Below are 12,801 nucleotides of genomic sequence, written 5' to 3'. Positions count from 1 at the left end.
GCCCAGTTCGCCGTCATCTTCGGCGAACGCTTCATCAAGGCCATGGCGGCGTAATGTTCATCCGCCCGCCCGCACACGAAATTCCTGACACTCCCCGGGCGGGCGAAGCCTATGTCCCACGCCCTCCTCCAGTGTCTTTTCTGACCTCCATTAGGTGTTCCCTCAAGCTGCCGCTCCGCGTGACCGCCCGGCGGTCAACGTGCTTCACCGGCAGCTCCGCGCGCCCGCCTTCCGTTCAGCCTGAGCGAAGTCGAAGGCCAAGGGCCAAAGCCACGCCAAACAGCCCCGACACGATCCGCCATTCCACCTCCGTCGAAATGCGTCGATGGCAAGTCCCTGACCGAAAACCCCATTTCCCCGCCTCATTCAGCCTGGGCCAAGCCAACCGCCACGCCCCACGCGTCACCCCAGCAACCCCACACTGTCACGAAATCGACTCGCAACCGTCACAAAAGTTTCTCTGAAACGGCATCTTGGCGTCATCTGTCACGCCTAACGCCCGGCTCGGGATCGGCCAGGGGGAACAGGCTCGAGTCGATCGCCGGGCGGACCCTCGCCCGCACAGCAACGATAAGATCGGGAGTTTTTCGGCGATGGCGAGCATCAAGCGCTTCGGCCTCATTCTCATGACCAGCTCGGCCTGCGCGGCGCTCGCCGCCTGCGGCGGAGCGGACAGCGTGGCCTCGCCCGGCGCGGGCAGTGTGGTGATCGTGCAGCCGGCGCCGACGCCGACCCCGTCGCCCACCCCGGCACCGACCGCCGCCATCACCGCGGCCGACTTCGCCAAGGAAACGACCGTCAACGGCGTGACGATCACCGCCGCCGAGCAGTTCGCGATCGTCAATGCGGGCAGCAACAACAACGTCAACGGCACCGGCGGTGCGCTGAACGGCATCTATCCGACCAGCAGCACCTCGCTGACCACCGCGTCTGATCCCTCGACGCTGAACAGCTTCTTCACCTCGACCAATTATGTCGGCGCGCTGAACGGTCCGTCGGACACCGCCTTCCAGGGCTGGACCTGCAACTCGACCTCGGCTGAATTCGGCGGTTCGGGTGCGCGCTGCACCGCGGTGCCGTCGATCGGCACCTATTCGGCGTCGACCTCGACCTGCCCGACCGGCACCACCGATGACGGTACCAACAGCTCGTCCTCGCCGACGCTGCGCTTCTGCCGCCTGCCGCAGAACATCACCAGCGACCTGACGCTGCCGAAGATCGCCGGCGTCGTCTATCGCCTGCGCGGCCAGACCGAAGTCGGCGCCGATCTGGGTTCGACCGGTGGCACCGGTGTGACCCTGACCATCGCGCCGGGCGTGGTGATCGCCGCCGACTCGACCGAGGCGACCAACGACCTGCTGCTCGTCAATCGCGGCTCGAAGATTTCGGCCGTCGGCACACGCGACGCACCGATCGTCTTCACCTCGCAGCAGAATCTGGTCAGCAACGGTGTGTCCGACGCGACCCAGGGCCAGTGGGGCGGCATCATCCTGCTCGGCCGTGCGCCGACCGCCGTCTGCGCCACCGGCACCGGCCCGAACAACGCCGCCGGCACCTCGACCACCTGCCAGCTGGCGATCGAGGGCGTGACCGGCCGCTTCTACGGCGGTGCGAACCAGGCCGACTCGTCGGGCCAGATGTCCTATGTCCAGATCCGCTATTCGGGCATCGCCATCTCGGACGGCAACGAGCTGCAGGGCCTGACGCTGGGCGGCACCGGGTCGGGCACCGTTCTGGATCATATCCAGAGCCACAACTCGGCCGATGACGGCATCGAGATCTTCGGCGGCACGTCGAACCTGAAGTACATCGCGATCACCGGCGCGGACGATGACGGCTTCGACATCGACAATGGCTATCGCGGCTTCATGCAGTTCATGATCGCGGCGCAGCGTACGCTGGGCGCGACGGCGGACAGCTTCTCGACCGAGATCGACTCGAACAATGCCGAGGACCTGCTGCCGCGCACCTTCGGCCGCTATGCCAACTTCACCTTCGTCCAGACCGCGAACGCACCCGCCGCGATCCGCCTGCGCGGTGGTGCCGACATGACCTTCATCAACGGCATCGTGAAGTCGACCCAGTCGGGCGTCGCCTGCGTCAACCTGATCGCGGGTGCCGGCTCGGGCGCCGATCGCACCACGATCCGCGCCGCCAATGCCGACCTGCAGGATCAGGGCCCGCCGGTCTTCACCTCGGTCTATTTCAGCTGCAACGGCCGCTAAGGCCCGGCTGAACCATGCGCTTGGGTCTTCTCCGGGCGCTCTCGGCAAGCCGGGGTGGCGGATCATCGCCGCCCCGGCTTTCCCCCATGAAAATCTGATTGGATGACCCGGCCATGCAGCGACGCCTCGCTTATGCCTCCCTCCTGCTCCTGACCTCGCAACTTGTCGCGCCGGCGCTGCTCGCGCAGACGGCGGGTGGCGCCACCCCTGCGCCCGCGCAGACCAGCACCACCGCCACCAGCCCCGACGGGCCGGCGACCCCGCAGAGCCAGACCCCGACCGGCCAGGACGGCCAGGCGGCGGAAGAGCCGGTCGAAATCTCGGCCCCCGGCGTCGATGCCTCGGCCAGCGGCGAGATCGTCGTGGTCGGCCGCAACATCCCCAACACCATCCGCGCCACGCCGCAGATCGTCTCGGTCCTGTCGGCCGCCGACATCGCGCGCACGGGCGAGGGCGACATCGCCGGCGCGCTGACCCGCGTCACCGGCTTGTCGGTCGTCGGCGGCGGCTTCGTCTATGTCCGTGGTCTGGGCGACCGCTATTCCTCGTCGCTGCTTAACGGCTCGCCGCTGCCCAGCCCCGAGCCGCTGCGCCGCTCGGTCCCGCTCGACATCTTCCCGACCACCATCGTCGGCTCGGCGCTGGTCCAGAAGACCTATTCGGTCAATTATCCAGGCGAGTTCGGCGGCGGCGTCATCAACCTGACGACCAAGGCGATCCCGGCCAAGAACTTCATCTCGGGCGGCGTCACGCTGGCGGCCGACGATGCCACGACCAGCGAGCTGGGCTATACTTATCGCGGCGGCGACGCCGACTGGCTGGGCTTCGACGACGGCACGCGCTCCGTGCCGCAGTTCGTACGCGACATCCAGGCCGGGCGCGGCTCGGGCCTGATCCCGGCGGCGCAGGTCGCGCAGCTGTCCAACGCTTCGACCACGCTGCTCCAGCGTAACAACCAGCTGCCCGCCAACTGGTCGGGCGAGCTGTCGGGTGGTTCGGTGTTCGACATCGGCAGCGACCGTCTGGGCGTGATCTCGTCGCTCAGCCTGTCCAACACCTTCCGCACCCGCTCGGCGATCCAGCAGGATTCGGTGTCGCCCGACGGCACGCTGCGCAACGATTTCCGCACGCTGCTGACCGACAACCGCATCGTCGCCAACGCGCTGGTCGGTCTGGGCTATGAGTTCGGCAACAACACGATCCGCTGGACCAACGTCTATATCCACGACACGCTGAAGCAGGGTCGCGGATCGGCGGCCGAGCTGTACAACAACCCCAGCGGCCTGCGCTTCCAGCAGAACACCAACTGGTTCGAGCGCCAGCTGATCGAAAGCCAGCTGGTCGGCGAGTTCAAGCTGACCGACGCGTTGAAGTTCGACGCGCGCGGCGCCTTCGCCAACTCCAAGCGCAACGCGCCCTATGAGCGGCAGTTCGACTATCTCTGCTCGAACCGTACGACCACGGGCCTGCCGATCAGCTATGACGGTGCCAATGGCGCGGGCGGTTTCCAGTGCAACGGTGCCTATCAGGTGACGCAGCGCTTCACGCCGTTCGCCTCGATCATCTTCTCGGAGCTGAACGAGAATCTATGGACCGGTCAGGCCGACCTTTCCTACAAGCTCGACAGCGACCGTCCGATCACGCTGAGCACCGGTTATTTCTACCAGGGCACGGACCGCTATTCGAGCCGTATCCAGCTGAATTACCAGACCAGCGACGGCGCGGGCACCGCGCCGGGCTTTCCGTATAATCTGTACCGCCCGGACTATCTGCTCAGCCCGGACGTGATCAACAACGCCTGCCCGCTGCGCGCCGACCCGAAGTGCACGCTGCAGCTGCAATTCTCGACCCAGGCCGGCGCCTATGCCTATGACGCCAAGCTGGACGTCCATGCCGGCTATGCCCAGGCCGAGGCGGAGGTCACCGACGGCCTGCGCGCGGTGGCGGGTATCCGCTATGAAAACGCGGTCGAGACGGTCACGCCGGTGCTCGGCACCACGACCCGCCTGAAGAACGCCTATTTCCTGCCAGCGGGGACGCTGACCTGGAACTTCGCGGCCGACATGCAGCTGCGCGCGAGCGGCGCCAAGACGATCTCGCGGCCGCAGTTCCGCGAACTCGCACCGCAGCAGTTCCGCGATCCCGACTCGGACCGCCTGTTCTTCGGTAACCCGAACCTGCGTGACAGCGAGCTGTGGAACCTCGAGGCGCGCTACGAATGGTTCTATGCGCGCGATCAGCGCTTCACGCTGGCCGGCTTCTACAAGCGGATCAAGAACCCAATCGAGCAGGTCGGCTTCTATACCGGCGCGGACGACCGGTTGCAGACGGGCTTCACCTATCTGCCCTCGGCGATCCTCTATGGTGCCGAGGTCGAGTTGCAGAAATATGTACCGCTGTCGGGCCTGGGCGGCGACTTCTTCGCGACGCGTCGCCTGGTCGCGATCGCCAACTATACCTACACCAAGTCGAAGATTAACGCCGACTCGACCTGCGTGCCCAACCCGGCGGTGGCCGCCGGCTCGCCCGGCCTGAACGGCTGCGCCTCGGGCTTCGGCCAGGCGCGGCTGCTGTTCCGCGACGGCGCGTCGCTGACCGGCCAGTCGGACCATCTGGTCAATCTGCAGCTGGGCGTCGAGGACACCGCCGCGCTGTCGCAGGTCACGCTGCTGTTCAACTACGCCAGCAACCGCGTGACCAATCGCGGTCCGTCCTATCTGTCGGGCGATGGGTTCCAGCCGGACATCATCGAGGTGCCCGGCATCCGCCTCGACCTCGTCGCACGTCAGGGCTTCGAGCTGGCCGGCGGCAAGTTCGAGCTGAAGGCCGAGGCGCGCAACCTGACCCGCACGCGCTACAACGAGCGGCAGGACTTCGGGAATGGCCGGTTCGTGTATCTGAACCGGTATAATCTGGGCCGCGTCTTCTCGCTGGGGATCAGCACGACCTTCTGATCGCGGAGGGTTCGTGGGCCAGGGGCCGTCGTCCGGAGTGATCCGGACGGCGGCCTTTTGTTTTTCGGCGGGGTGGGGGCGCGTGCACTTCGACTTCGCTCAGTGCAAACGGAGGTGAGAAGCCGTGCGAACGGGGTTGGGAGTGAGGCTGTCCGGCACCCCCCGTTCAGCCTGAGCGTGGTCGAAGGCCACGGGATTCCGCCTGCCAAGCGGCGCGCGTGGGGCGTGCACTTCGACTTGGCTCAGTGTGAACGGAGGTTGGGAATCCGTGCGAACAGTGGTGTGAGTGAGGCTGTCCCGCCCCCCGTTCAGCCTGAGCGTAGTCGAAGGCCACGGGATTCCGTCCGCCAAGCGGCGCGCGTCGGGTGTGCACTTCGACTTCGCTCAGTGTAAACGGAGGTAGGAATCCGTGCGAACGGGGGTGAGAGTGGGGTTGTCCCACACCCCGTTCAGCCTGAGCGTAGTCGAAGGCCACGGGACACCATCCACCAAGCCGCCCGCACCGGGACGTGCGCCTCGCCCGCGCTCAGTGAGAACGGAGGCGGAAAGCCGTGCCAGCGGGCACTCATCCCCGCCAGGGCAATTCCCGATACCATTTGGTGATCACATATTTCACCCCCGCCCGCACCTTCATCGCCTGGTGCAGCGTCGCGGGGTTGAGCGAGCCGTCCGCGCGGCGGTTGCTCCACGCGACCATCTTGCCGGGTTCGGGCTGGATCATCTTGTCGACCGCCTTGAACCGGGTCGCGCCGCCGGCTTCGGGTGTGTTCAGGTAGAGCATGACCGTCCAGGTGCGATTGCCCGACAGCCCGCAATAGCGGTGATAGTCGGCGCCGTTCAGGTCGAAATAATCGGTGTGTGCCTTGAACTCCTGACCGACCGCGTAACGCTGTCCCTGGATCGGCTCGCCATGCGCGGCCGACAGGCCGGTCAGCATCGCGATATGGCGTTCGGTGTCGATCACCGTCGGATCGTCGGCGGGCAGGTCGCCCGTCTCGCTGGTCCGGAACGCGCTGTCGCCATTGGGGTCGGCGATGGTTGAAGGGCGGCGTACCGCATCGATTCGGGTGATCAGCTCGGCGCAGAGTTCGGGCGGCAGCACGTCGCGTTTGACGAACAGGGTCAGCTTGGGGCTGGGCAGCCGCTGGACGCCCGGCGTTGCCGTCAGTCGCGCGACAATCGGTGCGGAATCAAGGCCATTGCCCAGATCGGGCCATGCTTCGGTCAGGGCGTTCATCGCATCTTTCATGTGAAACCAATATGACGAACATGTTTCGGGGCTTTGACGCAAACATGTAACATGCCATGCCTAGTGCGAATAAAGCGGATGGGGTCTGGTTTCATGCGGTTGAGGCTCGACGCGCGCGGGCGCCGGTTGTTGCGGCGTCTGCCCGTCGTGAATGTCTATTCGGTGGCCGAGCTGGCGCTGATGGCGGTCCTCGCCGTTCAGGGCGCGCGGCTGCTATGGGTGCTGGCGACGCCGGTTTCGCCGCTGGGTGACTGGCGTCCGGCGGCGCCGGTCATCGCCGGATCGACCGCCGCGATCCTTGACGGCTTCGACCCCTTCTTCCGGTTGCAGGGGCAACAGGCCGCGCCGGCCGCCGTCACCAATCTCCAGCTGACCCTGTTCGGCACGCGCATCGACGAGGCGTCGGGGCGCGGCTCGGCGATCGTGGCGGGGCCGGACGGCGTCCAGCGCTCGGTCTCGGTCGGCGAGGAGGTGCAGCCCGGCGTCACGCTGAAGGCGGTGGCGTTCGACCATATCACCATCGACCGCGGCGGCGCGACCGAGGACCTGTATCTCGACCAGTCCGACGCACCCCCCGCCGCCGGCACCGCACCGGGCATGACGCCCATCGCCACCGCTCCGGCACCAAGCGGGCAGGGCGTCGCATTGGGGCAGGTGCGGCAGGACATCGGCTTCATCCCGCGTCTGGAGGGCGGGCGTGTCTCCGGCCTCGTCGTCCGCCCGATCGGCTCGGGCGCGGCGTTCCGGGCGGCGGGCCTGCGCGAGGGCGATGTCGTTACCGCGCTGGCCGGGCGTCCGGTGACCGGTCCCGGTGACATCGACCGTCTGGCGAGCGACTTCGCACAGGGCGGCTCTCTTTCCATCACGGTCGAGCGGGGCGATCAGACGCTGCCGCTGTCCCTTCAGATTGCAGCATCCAAGCCATGAAAAAGCTCGTTCTCGGTTCGGTTCTGGCATTAGCGCTCGCGGTGGGCGCGCAGGCGCAGACCACGCTCAACGTCCGTGACGCCGACATCCGCGCCTTCATCGCCGATGCCGCCAAGGTGACGGGGCGGACCTTCATCATCGACAGCCGGGTCAACGGCAAGGTGACCGTGGTGACCGACCGGCCGCTGTCGCGCTCCGAATATTTCGAGATATTCCTTTCGACGCTGCGCTCCAACGGCCTGGTCGCGGTGCCGACCTCGGGTGGCGCGTTCCGGGTGCAGCCGATCGACAATGCCGCCTCGCAGCCCAGCCGCATCGGGTCGGCGGGCGCGAACCGCAATTCCTACGTCACCGAGATCATCCGCCTGCGCGCGATCGACGCGACGAGCGCGCTGGAGACGGTGCGCCCGCTGGTCAGCGCGCAAGGATCGGTGACCGCCAATCGCGGCGGCAACAGCCTGGTCGTGGTCGATTTCGCCGACAATATCCGCCGCATCCGCGAGGTCGTGCGCCGGATCGACGCCGACAATGCCTCGACCCGCGTCATCGCGCTGCGCAATGCCGGCGCGCGCGAGATCGCGACGGCGCTCCAGACGCTGGCCGGTGGCGGCGGCGGGGGCCAGGGCGGCGGTGGGCCGCAAGGGTCGACCGGCGTGTCGGTCGTGGCGATCGACAGCTCCAACTCCATCGCGCTGCGCGGCGATCCGTCGAGCGTCGCGCGCTTCGCCCAGATCGCGATCGACCTGGACAACAAGGCCAAGAGCGGCACCGAAATCCGCGTCGTCTTCCTGCAAAATGCCGATGCCGAGCAGCTTCTGCCCGTGCTCCAGCAGCTGGTCGGCCAGACGCCCGATCCGGTGCAGGAAACCACCCTGTCGCGCGGCAGCTTCACCCAGACCAACAGCCAGGCCGGCTCGGCCGCGGGCACCTCGATCGCGCAGCGTATCCAGCCGGTCGCCCAGCCCCAGGCGCAGAGCGCCCCCGGGGCCGGCGGGCAGAATGGCCAGCAGCCCGCGATCAGCACGCAAGGGGGCCGGACGGCGGCGGTCGTCACCCGCTTCACCGGCGCCAATGCCATCGTCGTGGCGGGGCCCGCCGACATCCAGCGTCAGATCGGCGAGGTCATCCGCCAGCTCGACGTGCGCCGCGAACAGGTGCTGATCGAGGCGATCGTCGCCGAAGTATCCGACCAGACCGCGCGGCGGCTGGGCGCGCAGTTCCTGCTTGGCAGCCTGTCGGGCGGGGCGTTCGCGGCCTCGACCTATGGCAATACCGCGCCCAACATCCTGCAGATCGCAGGTGCTGTGGGCGCGCAGACGCTGGGCGGCAATCGCACCGTCGTCGTCGCCCCCGATGGCACGCGCACCGAGACCAACGTCCCCAACGCCTCGTTCAACCAGCTGACCCAGTCGGCGGTGCAGTCGATCCTGGGCACCACCGGCGGCTTTGCCGGCTGGGGCGGGCAGATCGGCGACACGGTGTTCGGCGCGATCATCAATGCGGTGAAGAGCGACACGACCTCCAACCTGCTCCAGGTCCCGCACATCATTACGCTGGACAACCAGCAGGCGCACAGCCTGGTGGGTCAGGAAATTCCGGTGACGACCGGCCAGGCGCTGTCGAACAATTTCGACAATGCCTTCCGCACCGTGCAGCGCCAGAATGTCGGCATCCAGCTGGACGTGAAGCCGCAGGTCAATGCGGGCGGCTCGCTGAAACTCTATGTCCGTCTCGAAGTCAGCTCGATCGCGGGGCCGGTGTCGAGCAACAATAGCGAACTGATCCTCAACAAGCGCGCGTTCGAGAATGTCTTCACCCCCGATGACGGCCAAATCACGGTCATCGGCGGCCTGCTCGACGATAACGAACGCCGCACGATCGAGAAGATTCCGCTGCTCGGCGACATTCCCGGCCTGGGCGCGCTGTTCCGCTCCAAGGCGCGCAGTCGGTCGAAGACCAATTTGATGGTCTTCATCCGCCCGACCATCCTGCGCACCCCCGAGGACAGCCGCCGCGTCACCGAACAACGTTACGGCTATCTGCGCCAGCTTCAGGGCTATGCCCAGCCCGGCGTCGAGCCGTCCATCGACGAGCTGGTGCGCGATTACATGAACGCCGCGCCGCCGATCCCGCACGCACCGATGCCCGGCAATATCGAGGACCCGCGTATCGCCGTCCCCGTCGCCAAGTCGGTCGAACCGATCAAGCGCCGTGACTGACGCGCGGAAACCCCTCCCCACGGGGGACACCGTCCCCCTGCCACTGGGCACGCCCCCCCCGCAGGCGGGAGGGGATGGGGGAGGGCCACCCGCTCTCCGACTTCCCGCCGCCGATGAAGTCCCTGAAACGCTGGAACTGGTCGCCCCCCTGACCATCCCCTATGCCTTCGCGCGCAAATTCGGCACGGTCGTCCAGAGCACCGAACCGCTGACCGTGGCGCTTCGCGAAGGCGCCGACCCGCGCGCGCTGATCGAGCTGCGCCGTCATATCGGTCGCCCGTTCGCCATTGCGCGCGTGGAAGGCCCCGCCTTCGACCGCCTCCTGTCCGACGCCTATGCGATGGACGGACAGGCAACTGCGATCGCGGCGGTCGGTATGGGCGACGAACTCGACATGCTGGCCGACGGCATCCCGACCGCCGAGGACCTGCTCGACACCGCCGACGATGCGCCCGCCATCCGGCTCATCAACGGCATCATCGCCGATGCCGCGCGCAACGGCGTGTCGGACATCCATATCGAGCCCTATGAGACTGGTCTCGTCGTCCGGATGCGGATCGACGGCGTGCTGCGCGAGACGCTGCGCATGCCGCCGCATGTCGCGCCGGTGGTGGTCAGCCGCATCAAGGTCATGGCCCGGCTCGACATCGCCGAGCGGCGCGTGCCGCAGGACGGGCGCATGGCGCTGACGCTGGGTGGCAAGCTGCTCGACGTGCGTGTCTCGACCTTGCCCAGCCGGGCTGGCGAGCGCGTGGTGCTGCGTATCCTCGACAAGGAGAATGCCGGCATCGACCTCGACGCGCTGGGGATGAACCCGGCGATGTACGCGCTGTTGCGCGAGGCGTTGAGCGAGCCGAACGGCATCATCCTCGTCACCGGGCCGACCGGCTCGGGCAAGACGACCAGCCTCTATGCCGCGCTGCGCCTGCTCAACGATGGCAGCCGCAATATCCTGACCGTCGAGGACCCGGTCGAATATGCGGTCGAGGGCGTGGGGCAGACCCAGGTCAACGCCAAGGTCGGCCTGACCTTCGCGGCCGGTTTGCGCGCGATCCTGCGCCAGGACCCGGACGTGGTGATGGTGGGCGAAATCCGCGACCGCGAGACGGCCGAGATCGCGGTGCAGGCCTCGCTGACCGGGCATCTGGTGCTGTCGACGGTCCATACCAACGATGCGGTGGGCGCGATCACCCGGATGCGCGACATGAAGGTCGAGCCGTTCCTGCTCGCCTCGACGCTGCGCGCCGTCATCGCGCAGCGGCTGGTGCGGCGGCTGTGCCCGGCGTGCAAGCGGCCGGTCGAGGCGAAGGAAACGGTCGCGCCGCTGCTGGGCATCGACGCCCAGGCCACCGTCTATGAGGCGGTCGGCTGTCCGCAGTGCAACGGCTCGGGCTATAAAGGCCGGACGGGCGTGTACGAGGCGGTACGGGTGGACGATGTGATTCGGCGCCTCATCAACGAAGGCGGCGATGAACAGGCGATTTCGGCACATGCCTTCGCCCGGCAGCAACCGCTGGCGGCAGTGGCGCGGACGCTGGTGCTGGACGGCGTGACCACGGCCGAGGAAGCCATCCGCGTATCCCGCCGCGATTCCGACGCGGTGTGAAGGCGGTGCGCACGCTCCTCATTTCCCGCTCCCCCGCGAAGGCGGGGGGCCAGTGCCCCGGCCGTATCGGGGCGAACGTTGCCGGTCGTCGTGTCATCGGTTCACGCGGAGACGCGGAGACGCGGAGAAAGAATAGGTTCGCGCAGAGGCGCAGAGGACGCAGAGGTGTCTCGTGCGCGGTAGCGCACAGCCTTTTCAACAAGCCGAAACTGGAGGGCCGTTGGCGCGGCGAGGACGACATCTCTGCGTCCTCTGCGCCTCTGCGCGAAAATGCCCTTCTCCGCGTCTCCGCGTCTCCGCGTGAGATAAAATGGCGATCCGACACGCCTCGCAGCAACTGGACCCCCGCCTTCGCGGGGGAACAGGACCTTGTGAAGGCGCACTGACATGGCCGGGTTCGACTATGTCGCGATCGATACGAAGGGTGCGGAGAAGCGTGGGTTCATCCCCGCCGAGACCAGCGACGCCGCGCGCGCCGCGCTGGAGAAGCAGCGGCTCTACGTCGTTTCGGTCAAGCCGGGCAGCGGCGACACCGCCGAACGGCGTCCGCTCTTCGGGCTGAAGCTCGGCCGCGCGCGCATGTCGGTCAAGCAGCTGACGCTGTTCACCCGCCAGCTCGCCACGCTCAATCGCGTCTCGCCCTTGGAGGAGTCGCTCCGCACGATCACCCGCCAGACCGAGCAGGAGCGCGTGCGCGCCATCGTCGCGACGGTGCATCAGGGCGTCACCGAGGGCCGTCGCCTCGCCGACGCGATGGCGCGCGAGCCGAAGAGCTTCCCGCCGCTTTACCGCGCGATGGTCGCGGCGGGGGAGAGTTCGGGGACGCTGCCGACGATCCTCGAACGGCTGGCGGCCTTGCTCGAGCGGCAGGCGGAGATTCGCGGCAAGCTTATCACCGCGCTCGCCTATCCGACGATCCTGGCGGTCGTGGCGCTGGGTGTCGTCACCGCGCTGATGATGTTCGTCGTGCCGCAGGTGGTCGAGCAGTTCGACACGGTCGGGCAGGAACTGCCCTTCCTGACCCGTATGGTCATCACCGTGTCGGACCTGCTGGTCGGCTGGTGGTGGTTAATGGCGGGGCTGGCGGCGATCGTCGGCGTCGGTTTCTGGCGGGCGTTGAAGGTGCCGGCGATCCGGCTGTCCTTCGACACTTGGCTGCTCAAGCTGCCGCTGCTTGGGCGGTTGCTGCGCGACCTGCACGCTGCGCGAATGGCGCGCACGCTGGGGACGATGGTGGCCAGCCGGCTGCCGCTGCTCGAAGGACTGACGCTGACCGCCGGGACCATCCATAACCGCCGGTTGCGCGTGGCGTCCGACGCCATCGTCGACTCGATCCGGGGCGGTGGGAGCCTCTCAGCGGCGATGCGGCGGGCGGGGGTGTTCCCGCCGCTGCTCACCTATCTGGCGGCCAGCGGCGAGGCGGCGGGTCGGCTGGACGAGATGCTGGAGCGCGCCGCCGATTATCTGGAGCGCGAATTCGACCGCTTCACCGCCACCGCGCTCTCGCTGCTCGAACCGGCGATCATCGTCGTGATGGGCGGCGTGGTCGCGACGATCGTGCTATCCATCCTGCTGCCGATCCTCCAGCTCAACACGCTGGCCGGTCAATAAGAGGACATGT

Annotated in this window: 7 protein-coding genes; 6 read left to right on the top strand and 1 reads right to left on the bottom strand. The window is 67.5% G+C overall.

The features are described 5' to 3' along the window. Nucleotides 1-593 precede the first annotated feature (593 nt). A complete protein-coding gene (locus GGR48_RS06980) occupies nt 594-2,225 on the top strand; it encodes a hypothetical protein (protein WP_183951161.1) in 1,632 nt (543 codons plus the stop codon). Between the two features lie 113 nt (nt 2,226-2,338). Beyond that, the gene (locus GGR48_RS06975; RefSeq protein WP_183951160.1) at nt 2,339-5,179 is read left to right on the top strand and encodes a TonB-dependent receptor domain-containing protein; all 2,841 of its coding nucleotides are present in this window, start codon (nt 2,339-2,341) and stop codon (nt 5,177-5,179) included. 565 nt (nt 5,180-5,744) lie between these two features. Here GGR48_RS06975 and GGR48_RS06970 read toward each other — a convergent pair. Then, nucleotides 5,745-6,416: a prolyl hydroxylase family protein gene (locus tag GGR48_RS06970; protein WP_183951159.1), complete on the bottom strand. Its 672-nt coding sequence runs from the start codon at nt 6,414-6,416 to the stop codon at nt 5,745-5,747. Between the two features lie 105 nt (nt 6,417-6,521). Between GGR48_RS06970 and GGR48_RS06965 the strand changes: the two genes are divergently transcribed. The 4 genes from GGR48_RS06965 to gspF all read left to right on the top strand — a co-directional run bounded on the left by GGR48_RS06965 (nt 6,522) and on the right by gspF (nt 12,791). Next, nucleotides 6,522-7,355 (top strand): type II secretion system protein N, encoded by an 834-nt coding sequence (locus GGR48_RS06965; RefSeq protein ID WP_183951158.1) that lies wholly within the window; start codon nt 6,522-6,524, stop codon nt 7,353-7,355. Beyond that, entirely contained in the window at nt 7,352-9,574 is a 2,223-nt protein-coding gene (gene gspD, locus GGR48_RS06960) for a type II secretion system secretin GspD (protein ID WP_183951157.1), read from the top strand. The genes GGR48_RS06965 and gspD overlap by 4 nt, the downstream gene beginning before the upstream one ends. Nucleotides 9,575-9,704: 130 nt before the next feature. Next, nucleotides 9,705-11,180 carry a type II secretion system ATPase GspE gene (gene gspE / locus GGR48_RS06955; protein WP_483409547.1) on the top strand — a complete coding sequence of 492 codons (1,476 nt, stop codon included), beginning with the start codon at nt 9,705-9,707 and terminating at the stop codon, nt 11,178-11,180. Between the two features lie 387 nt (nt 11,181-11,567). Further along, the gene (gene gspF / locus GGR48_RS06950; protein ID WP_183951156.1) at nt 11,568-12,791 is read left to right on the top strand and encodes a type II secretion system inner membrane protein GspF; all 1,224 of its coding nucleotides are present in this window, start codon (nt 11,568-11,570) and stop codon (nt 12,789-12,791) included. Nucleotides 12,792-12,801: the final 10 nt, after the last annotated feature.

The organism is Sphingomonas pseudosanguinis (assembly GCF_014196255.1).
Lineage (GTDB): Bacteria > Pseudomonadota > Alphaproteobacteria > Sphingomonadales > Sphingomonadaceae > Sphingomonas > Sphingomonas pseudosanguinis.
Note: the sequence above shows the minus strand (reverse complement) of the source record. Positions and strands in the feature narration are given on the sequence as shown.